Below are 24,028 nucleotides of genomic sequence, written 5' to 3' on the forward strand. Positions count from 1 at the left end.
ACAGCAGTGGGCCGTGAAGGCCAAGACGAAACGGATACAGCAACGCATGAGTGACGAGACGCAGGACGGCAACGGTCCCGTGGAGCCGGAGAACACCCCCGAGGTCATCACGGAGGTCGGGACCGGGGAGGTCGAGACCGCTGGAGACCGAGTGGAGCAGATCGACCTGCAGACGGAGATGCAGCGCTCCTACCTGGACTACGCGATGGCCGTGATCGTGGGCCGGGCGCTGCCGGACGTGCGGGACGGCCTCAAGCCGGTGCACCGCCGCGTGATCTACACGATGTACGACGGCGGCTACCGCCCGGAGCGCTCGTTCAACAAGTGCGCGCGCGTCGTCGGCGACGTCATGGGCAACTACCACCCCCACGGCGACTCCGCGATCTACGACGCCCTGGTGCGCCTGATCCAGGGCTGGATCATGCGCTACCCGCTCGCGCTGGGGCAGGGCAACTTCGGCTCCCCGGGCAACGACGGCGCCGCGGCACCGCGGTACACCGAGACCAAGATGGCGCCGCTGGCCATGGAGATGGTCCGGGACATCCACGAGGACACCGCGGACTTCCAGGACAACTACGACGGCAAGCAGCAGGAGCCCACCGTGCTGCCGGCGCGCTTCCCCAACCTGCTGGTCAACGGCTCCTCGGGTATCGCGGTGGGCATGGCCACCAACATCCCCCCGCACAACCTGCGGGAGGTCGCGGACGGCGTCCAGTGGTACCTGCAGAACCCGGACGTGGACCGCGAGACCCTGCTGGAGGAGCTCATCAGGCGCGTCAAGGGCCCGGACTTCCCGTCCGGCGCCCAGATCCTCGGGCACAAGGGCATCGAGCAGGCGTACCGCACCGGCCGCGGCTCGATCACCCAGCGCGCGGTGGTCAGCGTGGAGGAGCTCAACAACCGCACCTGCCTGGTGGTCACGGAGCTGCCGTACCAGGTCAACCCGGACAACCTGGCGATCAAGATCGCCGACCTCGTCAAGGACGGCAAGATCCAGGGCATCGCGGACATGCGGGACGAGACTTCGGGGCGCACCGGTCAGCGCCTGGTGATCGTGCTCAAGCGGGACGCCGTGCCCAAGGTGGTGCTCAACAACCTCTACAAGCACACGCAGCTGCAGGAGAACTTCTCCGCGAACATGCTCGCGCTCGTGGACGGGGTGCCACGCACGCTGTCCCTGGACGCCTTCGTGTTCCACTGGGTGGCCCATCAGATGGAAGTCATCGTGCGGCGCACCCGGTTCCGCCTCAAGCAGGCGCAGGAGGAGGCGCACATCCTGCTGGGCCTGCTCAAGGCCCTGGACGCCCTGGACGAGGTGATCGCCCTGATCCGCCGCTCGCCCACCGTGGAGGAGGCGCGCTCCGGGCTGATGGAGCTGCTCGGCATCGACGAGGCTCAGGCCCAGGCGATCCTGAACATGCAGTTGCGCCGACTGGCCGCCCTGGAGCGTCAGAAGATCCAGGACCGCCACGCGGAGCTGCAGCGGCTGATTGACGAGTACGAGGCGATCATTGCGTCCGAGGATCGTCAGCGCGAGATCATCTCCGAGGAGCTCGGGGAGATCGTGGAGCGCTACGGGGACGACCGCCGCACGGAGGTGCTCTACGGCTTCGACGGGGACGTCTCCATGGAGGACCTCATTCCGCAGCAGCAGGTGGTGGTCACCATCACCCGCGACGGCTACGTCAAGCGCACCCGCGCGGACGAGTACCGCGCGCAGCACCGCGGCGGCCGGGGCATCAAGGGTGCCCAGCTGCGCGGTGACGACGTCGTGGAGCACTTCTTCGTGACGAACACCCACAACTGGATCCTGTTCTTCACCACCCTGGGGCGGGTATACCGGGTCAAGGCGTACGAGTTCGTGGAGGCCGGGCGTGACGCCAAGGGCCAGCACGTGGCGAACCTCATGGAGTTCCAGCCGGACGAGCGCATTGCCAAGGTCATGGAGCTGCACTCCTACCAGGACGCCCCGTACCTGGTGCTCGCCACCCGCAGCGGGCTGGTCAAGAAGTCCCGTCTCACGGACTACGACACCAACCGTTCCGCCGGCGTGATCGCCATCAACCTGCGCGAGGGCGACGAGCTGGTCTCGGCCATGCTCGTGAACACGGACGACGACATCATGCTGATCTCGCGCCACGGCCAGTCCTTGCGCTTCACGGCCGACGACGACGCCCTGCGCCCCATGGGCCGCGCGACGTCCGGTGTGACGGGCATGAAGTTCCGTTCCGGCGACGAGCTGCTCTCGGCCAACGTGGTCACGGACGACTCGCACGTGTTCGTGGTGACCGAGGGCGGCTACGCCAAGCGCACCGAGGTGCAGGAGTACCGCGTCCAGGGCCGCGGCGGCCTGGGCATCAAGGTCGCCAAGCTCGCCGAGGTCCGTGGTGGCCTGGTGGGCGGTCTGATCGTGGGCGAGAACGACGAGGTGCTCGTGGTCATGGAGAGCGGCAAGGTGGTGCGCTCCAACGTCAGCGAGGTGCCGTCCCGGGGCCGCGACACCATGGGGGTGATCTTCGCGAAGCCCGGTGCCAACGACACCATCGTGGGTGTGGCCCGCAACGCGGAGCGCGAGATCGAGAAGGAAGTGGCCGAGGAGGGCGTCGAGGAGGCCGGGCACGAGGACGTCGCGGCCGCCACGGCGGTCGATCCGTTCGCGCGCACCGAGTCCACGGTCGAGAAGGATGCGATCCGGGGCGGCGAGGGAGAGGCCGTCTCCGAGGAGGTCGACGTCGTGATCGTCGAGGACGCTGGTGACCCGGCGGACGATGCGGATGCAGTAGCGTTGGAGGACAACGACAACGGAGGTGACGCATGAGCGCGATCTCGGCCTCGAAGGCGGGTCAGACCGTGAAGGCTTCTTCCCCCAAGAAGCCCGCCGCCCAGCAGAGCGGCAGCAGGAAGACCCCGGCCCAGCAGGGTGGCAAGGGCGGCAAGGGTCTCGTGCGGCCGGCACCACGGGCAAAGGTGCGCCGCGCCCGCCTGGTGGTCTCCAAGGTGGACACGTGGTCCGTGCTCAAACTGGCGTTCCTGCTCTCCGTGGCCCTGGGCATCATCACGGTCGTGGCGTCCCTGGTGCTGTGGATCGTGCTGAACCTGACCGGGCTGTTCGACGGGATCAACGAGATGCTCTCCATGCTCGGCGGCAACGCTGGCGGCACAGACATCAAGAAGTTCCTCTCGCTCGGCAACGTGGCCCTGTTCGCCACGGTGATCTCGGTGGCCAATGTGATCCTGCTGTCCGTGCTCTCGGTGCTCGCCGCGCTGCTCTACAACATCGCGGCGTCGCTGATCGGCGGCATCGGGGTCACGCTCACGGACGACTGAGCTCCGGTCGGGCCCCTGCACCGAGGGATTTGGTGCGGGGGAGCAACCTCCGGTAAAGTCTTGGCGTGGCCAGGCAGACAGTGTTCTGCTGGCACACGCTGAGGGCGTATAGCTCAGACGGTTAGAGCGCTTCGCTGATAACGAAGAGGTCCCAGGTTCAATTCCTGGTACGCCCACCCCTCGAATTCCCCACCAACCGCGAGATGTTCTCGTTCGGAAGGTTCCCCATGAAGGCTCGTATCGCAGCACTGATCGCCGTTGCCGGACTCTCGGTGGCCGCGGTGAAGTCCTGGCGGGACGCAGAAGCCAGGCGTGAGGCGTGGAATTCGGCCGTGGATCCCGTGGACTGAGTCCCACGGTCGCAGGTGTTCCGCGCGTCCGCGGCGCACCACAATCGAATACGGGGCCTTAGCTCAGTTGGTAGAGCGCTGCCTTTGCAAGGCAGATGTCAGGAGTTCGAATCTCCTAGGCTCCACGGCACACAGACCAGAGGCCGCATCCCGTCGGGGATGCGGCCTCTGGTCGTTCCCACGTGGGGGCGAGGCACGCGTGTGTCACGCGGAGCCCGGTGCAGGGCGGGGGAGAGCCGCCGTGACAGACTTGGGTCGACGTTGTGACACCCCTCATACCCCGGACGTGTGGAGTAGCCGTATGCGCGAGAAGACCCCCCTGCAGCCCCTGCCGTCGGTGGACCCCCACGAACGCCTGGAGACCATCCAGCGGTGGCGGCTGATCGGTCCGGGTCTCGTCGTGGCTGCCACGGGTGTGGGGGCTGCCGACATGGTGGCCACCCTGACCGCCGGCTCGCGCTACGGCTACACCCTGCTGTGGGCCGTGGTGGTGGGCACCATCATGAAGATCGTGCTCGTGGAGGGCGCGGGGCGCTACTCGCTGGCCAGCGGTCGCACGATCTTCGAGGGCTGGCGGTCGCTCGGACGCTGGACCACGTGGTACTTCGGCCCGTACATCCTCATTTGGGGCTTCGTGTACGGAGCAACGGCCATGTCCTCCTCCGCGCTGCCCCTCGCCGCGCTCTTCCCCGTGCTGCCACTGTGGGCGTGGGCGATCCTCATGGGTCTGCTCGGCTTCGGCATCGTGTGGGCAGGGCGCTACGCGTTCGTGGAGAAGATCACCGCGGCCATGGTGGGGATCATGTTCCTGGTCATGGTGGGCCTGGCGATCATCACACTGCCCAACATCCCCCAGATGATCACGGGTCTGATCCCCGTGATCCCGCAGGGGGGCGTGGTCTACACGCTGGCCCTGGCAGGCGGCGTGGGCGGAACCATCACCCTGGCGGCATACGGCTACTGGCTGCGGGAGAAGGGCTGGCACCAGCCGCGCTGGATGCGCGTCATGCAACTGGATAACACCGTGGCGTACGTGGTCACGGGCATCTTCGTGCTCGCCATGCTGGTCGTGGGAGCGGAGGTACTCTACTCCGCCGGCTACGCGATCGGCGCCGGTGACAAGGGGCTGCTGGACCTCGACAAGGTGCTGCGGGCGCGCTACGGGGACGTGATCGGAGTGACGTTCCTCGTGGGCTTCTGGGCGGCGTCCTTCTCCTCCGTGGTGGGGGTGTGGTCCGGTGTGTCCCTGATGTTCGCGGACTACTGGGGCAACATCCGCCACAAGCCCAGCGGCCACCCGGACACCCGCAACGGTGGAAAGTACTTCAAGTTCTACCTGCTGTGGCTCACGTTCCCGCCCATGCTGCTGCTGATCCTCGACCGCCCCGTGTTCCTGATCCTGCTCTACGGGGTGCTGGGCGCGCTGTTCATGCCGTTCCTGGCAATCACGCTGCTGGGACTGCTCAACACCTCGCGCACGCCCAAGCGCTGGCGCAACGGGATGTGGACCAACGCCGTGCTCGTGGTGTGCGCCATCCTGTTCATCGTCCTGGGTGTGTACCAGACCTACGACACCATCACAGACATCTTCTCCTGACGTCCGCGATCCGGCACTGACCTGAGAGGGCCCCCGCCGCGGTTCGGAGGATCGCGGAGGGGGCCCCGGCGTGCCCTGGTGTGGGCGGGGGTGCCGCCTTCCTGTACACCCCGCTGGAGGACGACGAACGCCGCGCCCCTCGAGCGAGGAGCACGGCGTTCGTGGTCAGCAGCACCGGAAGCGGTGCTTCAGGGGCCTCAGTGCTTGGGGCCCTGCTTCGGATCGTGCTTGGAGTTGTTGTCGGGAGAGCCCAGCTTGGTGTCGTCGCTGCCGGAGCCCTTGATCTGCTCCTTGACCTCGTTGACGGTCTGCTTGGCGTCCTCCGCCACGGACTTCACGCTGTCCGTGGCGCGGTGGGCCGCCTGCGACGCAGTGCCCTCCTTGTGGACGGGGGAGGACGGATCCTTGACGTCGTCCACCTTCACACCGGCGCCGGCGGCCACGGTGGAGTTGGTGTTGACGGGCGAGGCCGAGACGCGCGGGGACGCGGTCGCGGGGGTCTTCCAGGGGTCCTGGACCGGACGGGAGGCGCGCCACGCTGCCGCACCGGCCACGCCGCCGGCCACGAGCAGGCCGAGGAACAGGAGGCCCTTGTGGCCGCCCTGCGCCTTCTTCTGCTGCTTGGCGTACTCCTTGGCGGAGTTCTTCGCGGCCTTCTGGATGCGCTTGACGGTCTTCTTGTCGCCGGTCAGCTTCGCCACGAGGGCGTCGAACTGGTCCGAGGTGTCCGCGTCCGCGACCTTGGAGGCCAGGGCGGCGACGGCGCCGGAGTACTTCTCCTGGGCGGCGGCACGGCCGTGCGCGGTCTTCTTGGCGGCCTTGGCGGCCAGGGGGGCGGCAGCAGCTGCACCCGCGGCCTTCGCCTTGTCGCTGCGGTGCTTGACGTCCTCACCGAGCTCCTGGGCGCGGCCGAGTCCGTCCTGGACGTACGGGCCGGTGGCCTCGACGCCGCTCGCGAGAGCGGACGCGCCGGCCTGCACACCGTGCTGCAGCTTCTCGCCGAGCTCGCCGATCTCGCTGGAGAGCCAGTCCCCGGCGTTGACGACCTTGGACTCCGCGGCCTTGTTGGCGGCCTTGGCCTGCTTCTGGGCCTTGCTCTTGAACAAGCTCATGTCTGTGTCCCTCCTAGAGGTGATGATTCTGCACATCTCCTCTCTCAGCATACGTTCTGCGAACCCTGGAATTCCCGGGGAAAACAGGGGTTCAGGCCGCTTTTCACTGTGCGCTGAACAACGTCGGCCCGCTCTGCCGCCGTCCCGGGCCCCGTGCCACAATGACAGGCATGACTTCCGCTATCGCCACGCACAAGGCCACCATCCACACCAACCACGGGGACATCGTGGTGGAACTCTTCGGCAACCATGCGCCCAAGACGGTCAAGAACTTCGTCGGTCTCTCGGACGGAACCCAGGAGTGGGCCGATCCCCGCACCGGTGAGAAGCAGAACGGCCCCCTCTACAAGGACGTCGTCTTCCACCGCATCATCAAGGACTTCATGATCCAGGGCGGCGATCCGCTGGGTCAGGGCATCGGCGGCCCGGGCTACAACTTCGACGACGAGATCAGCCCGGAACTGAACTTCAACGCCCCCTACATGCTGGCCATGGCCAACGCGGGCACCCGCAACGGCCGCGGCACCAACGGGTCGCAGTTCTTCATCACCACCGCGCCCACCACGTGGCTGCAGGGCAAGCACACCATCTTCGGCGAGGTCGCGGACGACGCCTCCAAGAAGGTCGTGGACGAGCTCAACAACGTGCGCACCGGCGGCCAGGACCGTCCCGTGGAGGACTGCGTGATCACCTCCATCGACGTGGAAGAGGTCTGAGACCCGCACGCCCCCTCTCATGAAGCCCACCCGGTTCTCCGGGTGGGCTTCACGCGTACCCGGGCCCCTGCGCAGCCTGCAGGATCACCGCAGCCCCGCTCCCACCAGTGAACATGCCGGAGAAAACATGAATCCACACTCACCCGACGAACCCCGCGACGAGACGCCCGCCGACGGCACGCCCCAGGAGCCCACGCCCGCTGACCGTACCCCCTGGGGTGGCGCCTCCTCCGGTGGGGTCCCGCACGAGACGCCGGCGTCCGGTTCCGCTCCCGACGGCGAGCTGCCGGGCGGCGGGCCCGTCCCCGCCCCGCAGTACGGCCAGTACCTCCCGGGCCACGGTGCTGCCGGTCCCCGCGCCGACGGCGAGCCGTACGGAGCGCAGAACCCGTATGGCGTGCAGCGTCCGCAGGGCGTGGCGGCACCGGGACCCCACGATCCGCGCCGCCCCGTGGGGGCCCCGGCGCGGCGTCGTCGTACCGGGATGCCCGTGACCTGGTGGCTCATCGGGATCTGCGTGGGGGTCTGGGGTGCGCAGTGGCTCGTGGCGCTGCTGACGCCCTACAGCCTGGTCAGGGTGCTCGGCTACGTTCCAGCCCTGACCTGGGACGAGCCGTGGCGGATGCTGACGAGCGGTTTCCTCCACTCGATGCCCTCGCCGCTGCACCTGCTGCTGAACATGTACACGCTGTACCTCTTCGGGCGGATGCTCGAGCCGCTGCTCGGCACGTGGCGCATGCTCGTGCTCTTCCTGCTCTCGGTGCTGGGCGGCTCGGTGGGGGTGCTGCTGCTGGGCGATCCGTGGGTGGTCGTGATCGGTGCCTCGGGCGGCATCTTCGGACTCTTCGGGGCGATGTTCGTGTTCATGCGCCACTTCAAGAGCGACATGACACCGATCGTGGTGCTGATCGTGATCAACCTGGTCTTCGGCTTCGTGGTGGGGGGCGTCGCCTGGCAGGCCCACGTGGGTGGTCTGGTGGTGGGCGGTCTCGTGGCGCTCGCCATGCTCCCGGGGCTGCGGCGCAGCCCCCTCGCCTGACTGTCCACAGGGGTTGTCCACACCTGTTAACAACTTACACACCTGTAATTCCACAGCTGTGAACACCCCTGTGGACAGCGGTATCCCGGGCGTCCTGGCCTCATCCGCACACATGTTAATCGAGATATGCACAATCTTCTCCACACCTGTGGAAAACCTTCGTGCACCGCATGGGGAGAACCGGGTTCGCGTGTGACATCCACAACTCGTGTGCGGGAGCGCGAATAAACTGTGCGGCGGGGGCGTTCCATGGATTCAGGCCCCAGGCCAGGCACGCCTCGACGACGCGGCACCCCGGAACCCACCCCTCCCCGACATCCAGCCGGCACGGCAGTGCCGCGGGAGGGCCCAGGCTCCGGTCGGCGTGCACTGCTCAGCCCCTTCCTCAGTGCGCGCCCAGTCCCGATCCCCGCGGCGTCCCGATCGCCCGGGTCACCTCGAGAACCCCGGAAAGGCCGCGTCTCCATGACCCAGCTGACTCCTGCCCGCCGCCGACTCGCCCTCTTCGCCCTCGCACTGGGCGGCTTCGGCATCGGCTGCACGGAATTCGCCTCCATGGGCCTGCTCCCGCAGATCGCCCAGAACCTCCTGCCCGACCTCTACGGATCCTCCCCCGAGACCGGCATTGCCCACGCCGGATGGCTCGTGAGCGCGTACGCGGTGGGCGTGGTGGTGGGTGCCCCCGTGATCTCCTTCCTGGGGGCGAAGTCCTCCCGCACCGTGATGCTGCTCGTGATGGCCTCCGCCCTGCTGGCGGGCAGCCTGGCCTCCGCGCTCGCGCCGTCCTTCGCGGGGCTGCTGGTGATCCGCTTCCTCGCGGGACTGCCCCACGGGGCGTACTTCGGCCTCGCGTCCCTCGTCGCGGCCACCGTGATGGGCCCGGGCAACCAGGCCAAGGGTGTGGCGCTGGCACTGTCGGGCCTCACGGTCGCCAACGTGGTGGGCGTGCCCGTGATGACGGCGATCGGCCAGGCCTACGGCTGGCGCGCCGCGTACGGGGTGGTGAGCGTGGTCTTCGCCGTGACCGTGATCGGCCTGTGGCTGACGGTCCCGCGGCAGGCCCCGCTGCCCGGTGCCACCCGCCGCGGTGAGCTGAAGGCCTTCACCCTCCCCCAGGTCTGGATCGTCATGGGCGTGGCCGGTGTGGGCTTCGGCGGCTTCTTCGCGATCTACAGCTACCTCTCCCAGATGGGCCGCGAGCTCGCGGGACTGCCCGCGGGTGCCATCCCGTGGCTGCTGGCCGTGGTGGGCGTGGGCATGACGATCGGCAACATCGTGGGCGGCATCAGCGCCGACCGCAGCGCCCGCCGCACGATGGCCGTGGGGTTCCCGGCGCTCGCCGTGGTGCTGCTGCTGATGGGCGCGCTGGGCGGCTCGCCCGTGGGGATCTTCGTGGCGGGGTTCCTGATGTCCCTGGTCAACTCCTACATCATGCCGAGCATCCAGAGCTGGCTGATCACCGCCGCACGCGGCGCGCAGCTGATGGGTGCGTCCCTGAACCACGCGGCGTTCAACGTGGCCAACTCGATCGGCGCGCTGCTCGGCGGCGCCGTGATCTCGGCCGGGTTCGGCTACCGCTCCCCGGCGCTCGTCGCGTGCGCGCTGTCGATCGTGGGCGGGCTGCTGGCGCTGGCGGGCGTCCAGCGGCAGAAGCGGGACCGGCGGCGCCGCGTGGAGTCCGGTTTTCCCGTGACCTCCTCGCAGCAAGCGGTCTGAGCAGGTTTGGACGGCGACGCCGCTCGGCCCCCGTGGTCCCGCGCGGCGGGTGACCGGAGGGGCGGGCTACCGCACGGCGGGTGGCCGGAGGGCGGACTTCCGCACGCCGAACGGCGGGTGATCTGACCCCGGGTGGTCGTAGGGGCGGCGGTCGTGTGTGCCCTGGCTGGACGAAGGTCGGCGGCACGCCGGGGGACGGACCAGCGCACGCCGGGCGGCCGCAGGGATAGTGGCCGTGCGCCCGCTGGCCGGACAGAGGGCGGCGGTACGCAGGGGTGACCCCAGGCAGGGTGGCGGCGCGGCGGCGTCGTCGTGACGTGGCTCAGCGGACCAGGAAGTGCCCCGCGAGCAGGTAGGCGCCCGAGTCCAGGGCCATCAGCAGCGCCGCGAGAGCGAGCAGCCACGTGACGAGCAGGTTCACCCACGGGGAGACCGTGTCCCACGCGCGGCGCATGATCCGGGAGAAACGCTCCTGCCTGCCGACCGCCGTGAGCGCCACGAGCAGGGTCAGGGGCAGCTGGCTCAGCAGGGCCCAGACGATCCATCCGACGACTGCCCAGGTGAGCGGACGCGCGGAGGCGACCGCCACGTGGACGTCGAACGGGAGATCGAGGACCACGATGGCCACGAAGACGCACGCCGTGGCGTAGAGGGCCCACAGAGTGGTGGCCGGTTTCTTCTCGGGGGCCTGTGCGCCACGGGCACGACGGCGGGCGAGCGCCCGCCACACGGCGTAGCCACCGACCACGACCGCGAGGCCGAGCTCGATCCTCGCGGAGATGCTGCCCTGCCGGATCAGGTGCCACCAGTCGACCTCCTGCAGCCGCGGGCCCATCACCAGGGTGAGGGTCAGACCCCACGCCGCGGTGCCACCGAGCAGCAGCAACGAGGACCCCACCATGTGCCGGCGCCGGACACCGGCGCCGAGAGCCGCGGCCATGATCACCATGGGTGCTGGGTCGAAGCCGGCCACGGCGGTTCCGAGGACGGTCAGGGTGTATTCCCACACGGTCATATTCGCGGGCCGCCGGTCAGCTCGCCACCGGTGCGAAGGCCGGGGAGGTCTTGCCCAGCCACGTCAGCCCCGGGTCCAGCTGGGCCTCCCACAGGGCCACGCGGTGCCCTCCAGTCTGCGAGATGTTGCTGGAGAGCCCCGTGGGCGCGGAGACGGAGCCCTCAAAGCCGCGGACCGCCTTCACAGAGATCGAGTCCTCGCCGCCCGAGAAGAACCAGATGCCCACGTCTGGCTTCTCGCGCGCCACGACCTTCGCAAGGTCGTACGAGGCGGGGTTCGCCGTCTTCCACTCCTGGCCCCTGGTGTACATGGGCGCGAAGTATCCCGCGAGGTTCACGCTGCGGGACCAGATCTCCGGGTGGCGCACGGTGAACATGGAGGAGCACCAGCCGCCCGCGCTGTAGCCCAGAGTGGCCCACGCGTCCCGGTCCGTGGAGACCCGCAGATTGCCGCGGATCCAGGAGACGACGTCCGTGCTCACGTAGGTCTCCCACTTGCCGTGGGTGCTGTCCACGCACTCGGTGTCGTTGTTGCCGGGGTAGACGTCCGGGATCACGACGATCGACTCTCGCAGGGTGGAGTCGCCCACGTTCGCCTTGATGTGGTGGGCGATGTCCATGGCCTGGGTGTAGGTCCGCACGTCCCCCGGGAAGCCGGTGAACGCCGTGATCACCGGATAGGTTCGCTGGGGCTCATGCATGTAGGAGGGCGGCAGCCACACCGTGGCGTCCTCGGTGATCCCGGACTGCCTGCCTGTGATCTTCAGGTAGGCCCACTGGCCCGAGGTGTTGGAGGGATCCAGCTGGGAACCGAAGGACGCGTTGCGGGTGGGCTGGCTCTGTCCCGTGCTGTAGACCGCGTGCGGGAGCTCCTTGACCGCCTTCACGGCCACCATGGCGGCCCCGGCGTCCGTGGTGGTCACCGGGCCCCCGCCGCTGGAGAGCAGGTCCCCCCAGCTGGAGTACCACTGGTTGTCCATGTTCAGCTTCAGGAAGCAGACTGCGAGCACCAGCAGGCACACGAGCACCAGGCACACGAGCTGCAGGACATACTTGAGGACCCCGGGGCGGCGCTGGCGTGGCAGCACCAGGACGGTGACGGCCACCAGCACCACCGCGACCGCGGTGACCGTGATGAACAGGGGCCACCCGTTCAGTTCGAAGAACGCCATTGCGAAGTGCTCGTTTCCAGTGGTTTCCCACGTATCTTGTCAGCAGTGCCGAGCCGCCGGACGTAGGACGTACTCAGCGGTGCCGGTTCGGCACACAGCATAGGGACAACCGACCCGGCCGGAACGCTCTGCCGGGCCCTCGAAGGGGAGTTGATGGGTAACACCCAGGTGGTACGCGGCAGGCGCACACGGGACGTCAGGACCGCCACGGCCCGGCAGGAGCGCTGGGCACGAATCCTTATCTGGATCTTCGCGCTGGCCACGGCGGCGGGTGTGGTGCTGCTGCTGCTGCACTGGGTCACCCGGGTCAACCCGCTGCCGAGCATCCTCTTCGGAACCCTCAACCTCCCCGTGGCGCCGTCCCTGGTCTCCGTGGTGGTGCTCGGGCTGCTGACGGGCGCGCTCGTGCGGCGCAAGCGGATCGCCCTGGTACTGGTGGGCACCACCCAGGTGGTGGGTGTCACCTGGTCGGTGCTCATGCTGGTGCTGCGCGCCGTGGTCCCGGACCTGCCGCACCACGGCCCCTTCCCGGTGTGGGTCAGTCCCATGCTCGACGCGGTCGCCGTGGCGGTGGGCATCGCCGCACTGGGCCTGCTGTGGTGGCTGCGCCCCGCGTTCCCTGCCCGCACCGAGTCCCGGGGTGCACTCGCCGCGCTGGCGATGCTGGTGGGCGGCGTGGTCCTCACGGTCGCGGCCACGCACGCGCTGCTGCTCGCGACCACCAGCTCGGCCATCGACGACTGGAACGTCCTGGGGGAGGCGCTCGTGCGCAGCCTCGGGTGGGCGGGCCCGCGACGTCGCTACCTCAGCACCGTGCCGCCCTGGCTCCCCGAGCTCACCTCGGCCCTGCTGGCCCTGACCATCGTGCTTGCCGTGCTGATCTTCCTGCGCTCCAGCTCCCGCTCGGCCGCGTGGCGGCCCGAGGACGAGGTGGCGGTGCGCTCGCTGCTGCGCGAGTTCGGGGGTGAGGACTCCCTGGGGTACTTCGCCACGCGGCGGGACAAGTCCGCAGTGTTCTCCGCGGACGGCCGGGCCTGCGTGACGTTCCGGGTAGTCGGGCAGGTCTCGATCGCCTCCGGAGACCCGGTGGGCGATCCCGCGGTGTGGCCGGACGCCATCCGGCGTTGGCTCGACCGTGCCCACCACTACGGTCTGCTGCCCGCGGTCACCTCCGCCTCGGAACGTGCGGCACGGGCATATGCGGAAGCGGGCCTCAGCGTGCTCGTCATGGGGGACGAGGCCGTCCTGCACCCGGACCGCTACTCCCTGGCCAACTCGTCCATGACGCCGGTGCGCCGGGCCGTTCGGCGAGCGCGCCGTGCCGGGCTGGTCACGGAGATCGCCCGCCACCAGGACTTCCCGCCGGAGGAGCTGACGCGGCTGGGTGTGCTCGCGGACCAGTGGCGTGGCGATGAGCCGGACCGCGGGTTCTCCATGGCCCTGAACAGGTGGGGGGATCCGGCTGACGGGCAGTGCCTGCTGGTGGTGGCCCGGGACGAGCACGGGGCCGAGCAGGGGCTGCTCTCCTTCGTGCCGTGGGGCCGCGGCGGGCTGTCCCTGGACGTGATGCGCCGGGCACCGCACACCCCGAACGGCGTCACCGAGCTGATGGTCACGGACCTGATGGAGCACTGCGCATCGCACGGGATCAGACGGGTCTCCCTGAACTTCGCGATGTTCCGCGGGGTCTTCGAGGACTCCGAGAAACTGGGTGCGGGCGTGATCACCCGGTTCAACTCCTCGGTGCTGGGCTACATGGACCGCTTCTTCCAGCTGGAGAGCCTCTACCGCTCCAACGCCAAGTACCTGCCCGAGTGGGTACCGCGCTACGCGTGCTTCGACGGTGTCCTGGCCCTGCCCCGCATGGCCGTGGCGACCGCCCAGGTGGAGGGCTTCCTGCCCGCGGTGTTCGTGCGCACGCCCCCGCAGCCGGAGCTCGACGCGGGGACGCTCGAGCAGATCCTGGAGATCCAGCACGAGCCGGCGCCCATGCGGGTGCTCGCGCCCCGGCGCTCGCAGCAGACGCGCCACCGCATGCGCCACGCCCGTGCCCTGGCCCGCGACGGGGTCAACCCGTACCCCGTGGGGCTGGCCCCTGCGGAGACCGTCGCGCACACGCAGGCCGCGCGCCTGCGAGGCGACGCGGCGTCGTCGTCGGAGGTGCGGACCAGCGGGCGGGTGCGGCGGTTCCGCGACTTCGGCGGCGTGGGCTTCGTGGACCTCACCGACGGCGGCGTGACCGTCCAGGTGCTCGTGGACCGCGCACGCGTGGACTCCACGTGGTCCACGATCCGGCGCAACCTGGACGTGGGGGACCTCCTGGTGGTGGACGGTCGGTGGGGGAACTCTCGCACGGGGACGGAGTCCATTCTCGCGCGGCGCGTGACCGTGGCGGCGAAGGCCCTGCAACCGGTGCCCTACAGCGGTTTCGAGAACCCCGAGCAGCGGCTGCGCAGACGCTCCCTGGACCTGCTGGTGCACCCGCACGGGATGGACCTGCTGCGGCAGCGCTCGCAGGCCGTGGACACCGTCCGCCGGCTGCTGCAGGAGGAGGGGTACCGGGAGGTCGAGACGCCCGTGCTGAACACCGTGCACGGCGGCGCCTCCGCCCGGCCGTTCCGCACGTTCATCAACGCGTACGGCATGGACCTCACACTGCGCATCGCCCCGGAGCTGTACCTGAAGCGGCTGCTCGTGGCGGGAAGCGGGCCGATCTTCGAGGTGGCCCGCAACTTCCGCAACGAGGGCGCGGACGCCACCCACAACCCCGAGTTCACGGCGCTGGAGGCGTACCACCCGTACGCGGACTACACGGTCATGCGGCAGCTGACCGAGCGCCTGGTCAAGGCCGTGGCCACGGCACTGCACGGTGCGCCCGTACTGCCGCTGCGGGACGTCCACGCCCCGGACGCCGAGCCCACCCCCACGGACGTCTCCGGGCCGTGGCCCGTGGTCACCGTGACGGACGCCGTGAGCCGGGCCGTGGGGCGCGAGATCTCGATCCGAACGGACTTCGAGGTGCTGCTGCAGGCGGCGGCGGCGCATGACGTGGAGATCGGCCCGGGCATGGGTCCCGGCGCCGTGCTCGAGGCCCTCTACGAGGAGCTCGTGGAGCCGCTCACGGTGTTCCCCACGTTCTACTGCGACTTCCCCGAGGAGACCTCGCCGCTGACCGCGCCGCACCGCAGCGAGCCGGGGCTCGTGGAGCGCTGGGACCTGGTGGTCAACGGGATGGAGCTGGGCACCGCGTACTCGGAGCTGACCGACCCCGTGGTGCAGCGCCACCGGCTCACGGAGCAGTCCCTCAAGGCCACGGCGGGGGATCCGGAGGCCATGGAGGTGGACGACGACTTCCTGGACGCCCTCGAGGTGGGCATGCCACCCGCCGGCGGGCTGGGGATCGGACTAGACCGGCTGGTCATGCTCATGACGGCCACCTCCATCCGGGAGGTGCTGGGGTTCCCGTTCGTGAAGCCGCAGAAGAACTGAGGGATCCTGCGTGCGGGGGCGACTCACCCGCACGGCCCGGCGAGGGAAGGCATACTAGGACACCATGACCCCTGAACTGATGCACACGGCGGGGCTGCTCACCCCGGAACTGCTCCCCCTGGGGGATCCAGCCCAGCTGCTCGAACAACTGGGCCCGTGGGCGCTCGCGGGGACTGCCCTGATGGTGTTCATCGAGTCCGGCCTGCTGTTCCCCTTCCTGCCCGGCGACTCGCTGCTCTTCGCGTGCGGGCTGCTGCACCAGGCGCTGCACATCCCGCTGTGGCTCATGATCCTCGTGCCGTTCCTCGCGGCCGTGGCCGGTGACCAGGTGGGCTACTACCTGGGCCACAGGTTCGGACGGCGGTTCTTCTCCGACGACGCCCGGTTCCTGAAGACCAAGTACCTCACCCAGACCGAGGACTTCTTCCTGAAGTACGGCGGCCGGGCGATCGTGCTCGCGCGCTTCGTGCCGATCGTGCGCACGTACGTCCCCCTGGTGGCCGGCACCGCGCGGCACCCGTACCGCCAGTTCGTGGGGTGGAACATCCTGGGAGGCTTCCTGTGGGTGACCATCATGGTGGTGGCCGGCTCCCTGCTGGGCGGCTTCCCCTTCATCCGGGACAACGTGGACCTGATCGCCGTGCTGATCGTGGCGCTGTCCCTGATCCCGGTGGGGCTGCAGATCCTCACGAGCCTGCGGGAGCGGCGTCGGGAGCAGGACGCTACGGAGTGATCGTGAACTTCACGTTCCCGTCACCGCCGCGCTCCGCGATCCGCAGCACCTGGCCCGTCTCCTCGAGGGTGTGCACGGGGCCCAGGCAGTAGTCCACGTCCACCTCGCCGTCCCGGATGCGGCGCACGGCCTCGTGGAAGGACACCAGTCCGGGCTCGGACTGAGCCGCGACCGAGCCCTGCAGGCGCACGCACTTGCGGAAGACCTCGTAGATGGGGACGGGGGCGGGATCGAAGTTCTCGTACAGCCCGAACCACCCCACGATGCCGCGGTGGGCAACGACCTCCACAGCCTCCGCCCGCAGCGCGTCCGACCCTACGGCCTCGATCACGAGGTCCGCCCCCGCGTTGCCAGTGAGCTCGGAGACGACCTCCGGCAGGCTCTCGTCCGGCACCAGGACCGTGCGGGCGCCGAGTCGGCGGGCGATGTCCAGGCGGTGCTGCTGGGTGTCCGAGACGATCACCTGCTCGAAGCCGCGCAGCAGGGCGTCCTGCAGGAAGAAGAGGCCGGCCGAGCCCGCGCCCATGATCACGCACGTGCCCGCGTGGCGCTCGGGGACCTCGCGGGGCCAGTAGAGGTTCATCGCGTAGAGGCACGTGCCCATCTGCTGCGCCATCATGTACCGGCGCATGGTGGTGAGGTCCTCCGGGTCCACCTCCGGGGGCAGCGCGACCGCGTGGTCCTCGTCCAGCAGGATGAACTCGGCGAATGTGCCGCCCAGCTCACCCGGCGGCACGCACAGCACCGGTGTGCCCACGGGGAACTTCTCCGAACGGGAGGACACGACCACGCCCACCCCTTCGTGGCCGGGATAGCCCGCGAGCTCCGGGCCGCGGGGGTGCAGTGTCCCGTGCAGGGCGGAGTGCAGGTCCGAGCCGCACACAGAGGCCGCCACCACGCGGGCCACGAACTCTCCGTCCCGCGTGGCCTCCGGTTCGGGCCACTGTTCGACGTTGACAATCCCGGTGGCCGGGACATGGGTTGCGCGCACGGTGTGCTCCTCGGGGCAGTGGGGCGGGTTCTCGGTCCCACGGTAGGCCATGGTGTGGGCCCTGCCCACGAGGTGCCGCGCCCGGCCGGTAGCCTGTGATGGTGCCTCTGCCCCGAGCCCTCAGACCATTCTCCTCCCGGGCCTACACCGTGCTGGTGCTGGCCATGTGCGTGAGCGTCTTCGGCTCCGGGCTCTGGGCCGTGGCACTCGTGGCCCGCGTGATGGCCCTCGGGGGCTCGGCGGTGGACCTCTCCCTCGTCACCTCGGCCGGTGCGGTCGGTGCGGTGGTCTTCGTGCTCGTGGGCGGGGTGGCCGCGGACCGCTTCCCGCTGCCCGTGATCCTGCGCTGCGTGGAGCTCGCCAACCTCACCACCGCCCTGGCCATCGTCGTGCTGACCTGGACTGACACCCTCGCCCTGTGGCACCTGGCGCTCGCCGCGTTCGTGTTCTCGGGCGCCGTGGGCTTCTTCTACCCCGCCTACTCGGCCGCCCTTCCCCGCGTCCTGCCCCCGGAGCAGCTGCTCGCGGCCAACGGTGTGGAGGGCACAGCCCGCCCGCTGCTGCAGCTCGCCGCTGGCCCCGCGGTGGGCGGAGTCCTCACGGGGCTCGCCCTGCCGGGTGCCCCGGTGCTGGCGATCGCGGTGGCCCACGGGATCGCGCTCTTCTTCATGCTGCGGCTCCGGCTCCCGGAGCGCGACGTCGCTCCCGTGGACGACGGCGCGCCCGCCCGGTCCTCCGCCCTGCGGGACCTCGTGGAGGGGTTCCGCTACTGCCTGCGCACGCCCTGGCTGCTGTGGACGCTGCTGTGGGCCATGAGCGCCGTGTTCCTCTTCACGGGCCCCCTGGAGGTGCTCGTGCCGTTCCTGGTGGTGGATCGCCTGGGCGGCACGGTGGCGGGCTACGGTGCGATGCTCGGGCTCTACGGGGTCTCCACGGCCGTGGGCGCGAGCATCATGGCGTCCTTCCAGCTGCCGCGCAAGTACCTGACCACCATGATCTGGCTCTGGGGCTTCGGCACGCTGCCGTTCGGACTCGTGGGCAGCACGCACTCGTGGTGGGTCATGGCACTCGCGCTGTGCGTGTTCGGGGCCACCGGTGGAGCGGGCCAGGTGATCTGGGGGACACTGCTGCAGCGCCGGGTTCCGGGGCACATGCTGGGTCGAATCTCCTCCCTGGACTTCTTCGTCTCGCTCTCCCTCATGCCGGTCTCCATGGCCTTGGCCGGCCCGGTGTCCCAGGTGCTGCCGCCCGAGGCGGTGTTCTGGGGCGTCGCGGTGCTCACCCCCGCGCTGGGTGTTGCCGCGGTGCTGGTGGGGCGCATGCATCGGGACCAGCTCGAGCACCCCCTGCGCTGAGGCCGCGCCCCTTCCCAGGGACGACGACATCGCGGTGCCCCTCCCGTCGAAGGGGGCGCCGCGGCGGCGTCATCGTCCGGGATGAACCCAACACGAACAGTCAGTATGCTTTGCGGCGCTGCTCCACAATGAGGTGGATCAGGGCGAAGATGTGCTCCTCGTCGATCGCGCGGCAGGCCTGCTCGAGGGCCGCGGGGATCTCCGACTCCCGCTCCACGCGCACCCCGAAGCCGTGGAAGGCGCGGGCCATGGCTGCGAAGTCCGGGTTCTTCAGCTGCGTGCCGGAGACGTGCCCCGGGTACTGCACCTCCTGGTGGGTGCGGATGGTGCCGTACTCCTGGTTGTCCATCACGATCACGAGCGGGGTGGCACCGTACTGCGCGGCGGTAGCGATCTCCTGGCCGTTCATCAGGAACTCCCCGTCCCCGGCGATCGAGACCACCCGGCGCCCGGGGTGGTTGAGGGAGGCGGCGACTGCGGAGGGTATCGAGTAGCCCATGGAACCATTGCGGGCCGAGATCATCGACGCGTAGCCGTTGGTGGGGAAGTAGCGGTGCGCCCAGTTGGTGTGCTCACCTGCCCCGAACGTGACCATGGCATCCTCGGGAAGCGTGGCCACGAGGTTCGCCATCATGGTGTCCATCCTGGCCGGGCCGTCCTCGGGGTGGGTCTCGGTGGGCGCGGAGAACTTCTCCTGCTGGCGCCGCATACGGGAGCACCAGTCCCGCCACACGTCCTTGACCGGCAGCTCCATGCGCACGAGGTCTCGCACGAAGACATCCGGTTTGGCCACGATCTGGTAGGTCACGGGCCCGGACCGGCCGCGCATGGAGGGGTCCATGGTCACGATGAAGTTGTGCTTGGACCAGTCCTGGCGCACCAGGAAGCCGTTCGTGATCACGTCGCCGGGGACGGTTCCCACGAAGACCAGCAGGTCCGTCTCCTCCAGGAGGTCCACGGTGGGCTTGGGGCGCCCGTAGCCGATCGGCCCCACGTAGGAGGGGGAGCCGAACGGCACGGTCCCCTCGCAGCGCCACTCCGCGGCGGCCGGGATGTGGTGCTGCTCCAGCCAACCGGTGAACTTCTCCGCGCCCTCCGTGGTCCAGTCGTTGCCGCCGAAGACGAACAGCGGCTTGCTGGACTCCTGGAGGGCCGTCTCCAGGGCCTTCCAGTCCTCCACGGTCATGCCCCCGCCCGCCACGGGGATCTCGGGGTGCAGCGCAGGGTCGATCTTCCGAGTGATGATGTCCTCCGGCAGCCCCACCACCACGGGTCCGGGGCGTCCGGAGCGCGCCGCGAACATGGCCTCCGCCACGTACTCGGACGCGCGCTCCGCGTGGTCCAGGACCATCACCCGCTTGGCGCCGGACGCGAACCACGAGTGGGGGTCGAATTCCTGGAAGGCCTCCTTCTCCCGGTGCTCGAACGGGATGAGACCCACGAAGAGCACCATGGGGGTGGAGTCCTGCCACGCCGTGTGCAGCCCCACGTGCGCGTTGGCCGCACCCGGGCCGCGGGTCACCATGGCCACGCCCGGCACGGTGTTCATCTTCCCGTCCGCCTCCGCCATGTACGCGGCACCGCCCTCCTGGCGGCACACCACCGTCTCGATGGGTGAATTGTGCAGCCCGTCCAGCACGTCCAGATAGCTCTCGCCCGGGACCACGTAGGCCCGCTGCACCCCGTGGGCTGCGAGGGAGTCGACGATCACGTGGCCCGCGGACTTGCGGTCCGTGGAACGTGTGGCTGTGGGATGCGTCATGGGATGCTCTCTTTTCGCCGTTGAAGTTCGAGTGATCACCACGGGGGCGATCCCTGTGAGGTGTGTCTCATGAGATGTGTCTCGAAAATACCCGAACCCGGCGGTAACTACGTCATTGTGGCGCCGCCCATGACGATGCCCCGGTCCGCGTGGCGGATCCGGGGCATCGTGGTGGTGCTGGGGAAGGGGATCAGGCCCGCATGTCCTCGAGCTCCACGTTGTTGGTCTCCCGCACCATCTTCACGGTGAAGACCAGGGACACCAGCGCGAAGAACGCGTAGATGCCGTAGGTCAGGCCCAGCGAGTAGTTGGACAGGGACGGGAAGGAGACAGTGACGCCCCAGTTGGCGATCCACTGCACGGCCCCTGCGACCGCCAGGGCGGCACCGCGGATGTGGTTGGGGAACATCTCGCCCAGCAGGACCCACATGAGCGGACCCCACGAGACGCCGAAGAACACCACGAAGAGGTTGGCGGCGATCAGCGCGAGCGGGCCGGCCACGGGGCCGAGGTCCGGGGTGAGCTGGCCGTCCACCATGACCTTGTTGGCCGTGGCGAAGACGACCGCGAGGACCGCCAGGGAGGCGGTCATCCCGGCCGAGCCCACGAGCAGCAGGGGACGGCGGCCGATGCGGTCGACCAGGAAGATGGCCACGATCGTGACCAGCACGTTGACCACGGAGGTGGCCACCGAGATGGTGAAGGAGTCCGACTCCTTGAAGCCCACGGACTCCCACAGCACGTTGGAGTAGTAGAAGATCACGTTGATGCCCACGAACTGCTGCAGCGCGGCGAGGCCGATGCCCACCCACACCACGGGCTTGAGCCCGGCCAGGGAACCGCGCAGGTCCGCGAAGCGGGGCTTGCGCTCGTTGTTGACGGTGCTCTCGATCTTCGCCACTCGGGAGTCCACGGCCTCGTCGCCGTGGATGCGGGAGAGAACGGCGCGCGCCTCGTCCGGGCGGCCCGCGGAGACCAGGTACCGCGGGGACTCGGGGATCATGAACGCACCCACGCCGTAGCCGACGGCGGGCACGGCCATGATGAGGAACATCCAGCGCCACGCGGCCAGGCCGAACCACAGCTCCTGGGCGGCGCCGCCGGCCCAGTTGGCGAGCAGGGCGTCGATCAGCAGGGACAGGAAGATGCCGAGCACGATCCCCATCTGCTGCAGGGAGCCGAGGCGGCCGCGCAGGTGGGCCGGTGCGACCTCGGCGATGTACGCCGGGGCGATCACGGAGGCCACGCCCACGCCGATGCCGCCCACCACTCGCCAGAAGACGAGCCACTCGATGGACTGGGTGAGGGCGCAGCCGATCGCGGAGAGCAGGAACAGCAGCGCCGCGACCTTCATGATCGGGATGCGCCCCGTGCGGTCTGCGATGCGCGAGCCGAAGAACGCGCAGACCGCCGCACCCAGCAGGGCTGCGGCGACCGCGAAGCCGAGGGGGCCGGGGCCGACGTCGAACGTGGACTGGATGGAGGAGACCGCGCAGTTGATCACGGCGGAGTCGTACCCGAAGAGGAGACCACCGAAGGCGGCCACGGTCGTGATGCGGATGACCGCGCCGGTGTTCGTCTGGTGACGTTCCGGCAGATGTGCTTGCCCTGGATGACTCATCCCGCAGCTCCCTTGCTGTGCAGTGTCGAACCCTCTGAGAGTCCCACGCCCGGGAAGACGCCGAGCCTCCGGAGAGTCACCGGGGGCAGGGGCGCGTCGCTGCGGGTCTCCCGGGCCCGGTGGACCCGGGTGGAGCGGCTGCCGGGGAAGGACAGTGCCCCAAGAGTAGGACGGGCACAGGGGAAAGTAAACGAACCCTGCGGTGGGTCCTCGGCGTGGCGTGCGCGGCATGCTCGACACCTGAACTGATGACATTCCAAAACGGATATAAAACCGTTTTGATCTGTTTTCTCAGTCTTCGTTTCACGTGAAACATCATGTCGCTTCATGTTTTTGTTCCCTGCGCGTCACGACACGCCGGGATCAGGATTCACTCGGTGTCCCGTGTCACCATGGGGTCATGACCACTCCGGCGCAGTACACTTCCCCCTCGCCGGGCGGGTCCCCGTGGCAGTTGCCGCAGTTGCGACACCGCGTGGCCGTTCCCCTCGTCACCGTGCTCCTCACGGCGACGATCGGTCGGTTGCTGGTGTTGTCACCGCAGGTCACCGACGCGGAGACCGCACTGCTCGAGGGGCTGTCCCAGCATCGCAACGCCCTCCTGGACGCCCTGGCCTCGGCGGTGCAGCTCGCACTGTCCAACGGCGCAGTCGTCCTCGTCGTGGCCGCCGTCATCGGCTGGCTTGCAGTCGTGAGACGACGCCCCCTGGACGCCACGGGATTCGGCATCCTCGCCCTCGCGGGTTGGGGAGCGGTGGGCCTCGTGAAGGTCCTCGTGGATCGTCCGCGTCCCACCTTCCTCACGGGCGACCCCCTGAGCCCGGTGTCCGGTTCCCTGTCCTTCCCCTCCTCGCACACGGGTGCGGCGGTGGCGATCGTCCTGGCACTGAGCCTGGTCGCGTCGAGCCGTCGTGCCCGGCGCAGCATCCTGCTGTGGGGAACGCTCGCCACGGTGCTCGTGGGCGCAGCCCGCGTCTACTCCGGGGCGCACTACCCCCTGGACGTCCTCGCGGCGCTGCCGGTGGCCGCCGTGGGCGTGATGGTCGGGGCCAGCGTGGCCAACACCGTGGTTCCCGCCCTCGCCTTCGGGTTCTCCTGGCAGCAGGCCGGGGTCACGCCGCGGCTGCCCGCCACGGCGGATGCGGCGGCTCGGAAATCCGCTGGCGGAACCCGGTCCGCCCAGGCTCCGGCGGCCCGCTCCACGGCGGCACGAACCACCCGCTCCACGGCGGCCACGGCGCGCGCACAGGCTGAGACCCGGCGCGGCACCCGCTCCACGGAGGAGCAGCCGGCGGCGCCCGCCGCCCGCACGGCCCCCTACGACGTCGCGGCTCACACCGGTCACCGCTCCGACCGCGCGGCCTGAGACTTCTTCTACCCCCCCAGCCACGAACGACGGCGGGCCGGACCTTTCGAGGTCCGGCCCGCCGTCGTTCATGAGGACCCGTCGTTCACGGGGCCCGTCGTTCCTGGGAACCTATCGTTCGTGGGGATGGTCGTCAGTGGCGGAGTGCGCCGTCGCCCGGCGGCGCGAGAACCGCGGGGGCGACGGCGTGCATCACCCGGCGGGGACGCCGCGGGGTGCGGGGCCCGCCGCCCTCGGCCTCCCGCTCAGTCGGTGCCGTAGTCGGCCTTCACGCACAGGACGGGGCAGCCCGCCTCGAGCAGCAGGCGCTGCGTGGTGGGCGCCATGATCAGCTTGCCCACGGGCGTGCGCCTGCGGGTGCCGATCACGAGCAGCTGGGTGTGGGTGCGGTCCGTGACGTCCAGGATGATGTCCGCGGGGTCGGCGTCGTCGGCCACGGGCACGAGCTCGTACGGGACCCCGCTCTCGTCCAGAGCGGCGCGGTCCTCGGTGAGTGCCGACTGGGTGTCCTCGGGGCTCGTGTGCCTGCCCCACCGCTTCGTGTGGTGCCCCTGGACGACCACGAGCTCCGCGGAGCGCAGGGACGCCTCCGCGATGCCGGCGCGCAGGGCGGCCCGGCCAGCGGGGGTGGGAAGGTATCCGACAACAATCTTCATGGCGTCTCCTGG

The 24,028-nt window shown here is 69.5% G+C and carries 18 protein-coding genes and 2 tRNA genes; 13 read left to right on the forward strand and 7 right to left on the reverse strand.

Annotated features, from left to right (window positions below; genetic code table 11):
* Window positions 1-46: 46 nt before the first annotated feature.
* The 6 genes from gyrA (at window position 47) to D8M39_RS00740 (ending at window position 5,274) form a co-directional block, all read left to right on the forward strand.
* Window positions 47-2,818 (forward strand): DNA gyrase subunit A, encoded by a 2,772-nt coding sequence (gene gyrA / locus D8M39_RS00720; RefSeq protein WP_126874182.1) that lies wholly within the window; start codon window positions 47-49, stop codon window positions 2,816-2,818.
* Window positions 2,815-3,327, forward strand: coding sequence for a DUF3566 domain-containing protein (locus tag D8M39_RS00725; protein WP_238693887.1), 513 nt, complete (start codon window positions 2,815-2,817; stop codon window positions 3,325-3,327). Before gyrA ends, D8M39_RS00725 begins: the two co-directional genes overlap by 4 nt.
* Before the next feature lie 102 nt (window positions 3,328-3,429).
* A tRNA-Ile gene (locus tag D8M39_RS00730) sits at window positions 3,430-3,503 on the forward strand.
* 51 nt (window positions 3,504-3,554) lie between these two features.
* Window positions 3,555-3,677 (forward strand): hypothetical protein, encoded by a 123-nt coding sequence (locus D8M39_RS13085; protein ID WP_256385958.1) that lies wholly within the window; start codon window positions 3,555-3,557, stop codon window positions 3,675-3,677.
* Window positions 3,678-3,729: 52 nt separating this feature from the next.
* A tRNA-Ala gene (locus tag D8M39_RS00735) sits at window positions 3,730-3,802 on the forward strand.
* A gap of 176 nt (window positions 3,803-3,978) precedes the next feature.
* The gene (locus D8M39_RS00740) at window positions 3,979-5,274 is read left to right on the forward strand and encodes an Nramp family divalent metal transporter (protein ID WP_094393248.1); all 1,296 of its coding nucleotides are present in this window, start codon (window positions 3,979-3,981) and stop codon (window positions 5,272-5,274) included.
* A 197-nt stretch (window positions 5,275-5,471) separates the two neighbouring features.
* On the opposite strand, the gene D8M39_RS00745 is transcribed toward D8M39_RS00740, so the two are convergent.
* Entirely contained in the window at window positions 5,472-6,386 is a 915-nt protein-coding gene (locus tag D8M39_RS00745) for a hypothetical protein (protein WP_055086138.1), read from the reverse strand.
* Between the two features lie 161 nt (window positions 6,387-6,547).
* Here D8M39_RS00745 and D8M39_RS00750 point away from each other — a divergent pair, with 161 nt between their 5' ends.
* The 3 genes from D8M39_RS00750 (at window position 6,548) to D8M39_RS00760 (ending at window position 9,857) form a co-directional block, all read left to right on the forward strand.
* Window positions 6,548-7,102, forward strand: a complete 555-nt coding sequence (locus D8M39_RS00750; protein WP_174233399.1) for a peptidylprolyl isomerase — start codon at window positions 6,548-6,550, stop codon at window positions 7,100-7,102.
* A gap of 127 nt (window positions 7,103-7,229) precedes the next feature.
* Window positions 7,230-8,141, forward strand: a complete 912-nt coding sequence (locus tag D8M39_RS12860; RefSeq protein ID WP_238693888.1) for a rhomboid family intramembrane serine protease — start codon at window positions 7,230-7,232, stop codon at window positions 8,139-8,141.
* A gap of 465 nt (window positions 8,142-8,606) precedes the next feature.
* Complete coding sequence (locus D8M39_RS00760) at window positions 8,607-9,857, forward strand: MFS transporter (RefSeq protein WP_055086142.1); 1,251 nt, start codon at window positions 8,607-8,609, stop codon at window positions 9,855-9,857.
* Window positions 9,858-10,179: 322 nt separating this feature from the next.
* Here the strand turns inward: D8M39_RS00760 and D8M39_RS00765 are convergent, their stop codons facing one another.
* Both D8M39_RS00765 and D8M39_RS00770 read right to left on the reverse strand, forming a co-directional pair.
* Window positions 10,180-10,872: a hypothetical protein gene (locus D8M39_RS00765; RefSeq protein WP_055086144.1), complete on the reverse strand. Its 693-nt coding sequence runs from the start codon at window positions 10,870-10,872 to the stop codon at window positions 10,180-10,182.
* Window positions 10,873-10,888: 16 nt separating this feature from the next.
* Window positions 10,889-12,043, reverse strand: a complete 1,155-nt coding sequence (locus D8M39_RS00770; protein WP_126874183.1) for an esterase family protein — start codon at window positions 12,041-12,043, stop codon at window positions 10,889-10,891.
* A 153-nt stretch (window positions 12,044-12,196) separates the two neighbouring features.
* On the opposite strand from D8M39_RS00770, the gene lysX reads away from it, so the two are divergent.
* Complete coding sequence (gene lysX / locus D8M39_RS00775; RefSeq protein WP_126874184.1) at window positions 12,197-15,532, forward strand: bifunctional lysylphosphatidylglycerol synthetase/lysine--tRNA ligase LysX; 3,336 nt, start codon at window positions 12,197-12,199, stop codon at window positions 15,530-15,532.
* Between the two features lie 64 nt (window positions 15,533-15,596).
* Window positions 15,597-16,265, forward strand: coding sequence for a DedA family protein (locus D8M39_RS00780; RefSeq protein ID WP_238693890.1), 669 nt, complete (start codon window positions 15,597-15,599; stop codon window positions 16,263-16,265).
* Here the strand turns inward: D8M39_RS00780 and D8M39_RS00785 are convergent.
* A complete protein-coding gene (locus D8M39_RS00785) occupies window positions 16,255-17,256 on the reverse strand; it encodes a zinc-binding dehydrogenase (RefSeq protein WP_126874185.1) in 1,002 nt (333 codons plus the stop codon). The genes D8M39_RS00780 and D8M39_RS00785 overlap by 11 nt on opposite strands.
* Before the next feature lie 101 nt (window positions 17,257-17,357).
* Here D8M39_RS00785 and D8M39_RS00790 point away from each other — a divergent pair, with 101 nt between their 5' ends.
* The gene (locus D8M39_RS00790) at window positions 17,358-18,611 is read left to right on the forward strand and encodes an MFS transporter (RefSeq protein WP_126874186.1); all 1,254 of its coding nucleotides are present in this window, start codon (window positions 17,358-17,360) and stop codon (window positions 18,609-18,611) included.
* Window positions 18,612-18,711: 100 nt separating this feature from the next.
* Here D8M39_RS00790 and D8M39_RS00795 read toward each other — a convergent pair whose 3' ends face one another.
* Together D8M39_RS00795 and D8M39_RS00800 are read right to left on the reverse strand one after the other, a co-directional pair.
* Complete coding sequence (locus D8M39_RS00795; protein ID WP_126874187.1) at window positions 18,712-20,373, reverse strand: thiamine pyrophosphate-dependent enzyme; 1,662 nt, start codon at window positions 20,371-20,373, stop codon at window positions 18,712-18,714.
* Between the two features lie 190 nt (window positions 20,374-20,563).
* Window positions 20,564-21,994, reverse strand: a complete 1,431-nt coding sequence (locus tag D8M39_RS00800; protein WP_126874188.1) for a sugar porter family MFS transporter — start codon at window positions 21,992-21,994, stop codon at window positions 20,564-20,566.
* A 400-nt stretch (window positions 21,995-22,394) separates the two neighbouring features.
* Between D8M39_RS00800 and D8M39_RS00805 the strand changes: the two genes are divergently transcribed.
* Window positions 22,395-23,360 (forward strand): phosphatase PAP2 family protein, encoded by a 966-nt coding sequence (locus tag D8M39_RS00805; RefSeq protein WP_238693891.1) that lies wholly within the window; start codon window positions 22,395-22,397, stop codon window positions 23,358-23,360.
* Between the two features lie 245 nt (window positions 23,361-23,605).
* On the opposite strand, the gene D8M39_RS00810 is transcribed toward D8M39_RS00805, so the two are convergent.
* Entirely contained in the window at window positions 23,606-24,016 is a 411-nt protein-coding gene (locus D8M39_RS00810; RefSeq protein WP_126874189.1) for a universal stress protein, read from the reverse strand.
* Between the last annotated feature and the right edge of the window lie 12 nt (window positions 24,017-24,028).

Source organism: Kocuria sp. HSID17590 (assembly GCF_003989485.1).
In the GTDB taxonomy this organism is placed as follows: domain Bacteria; phylum Actinomycetota; class Actinomycetes; order Actinomycetales; family Micrococcaceae; genus Kocuria; species Kocuria salsicia.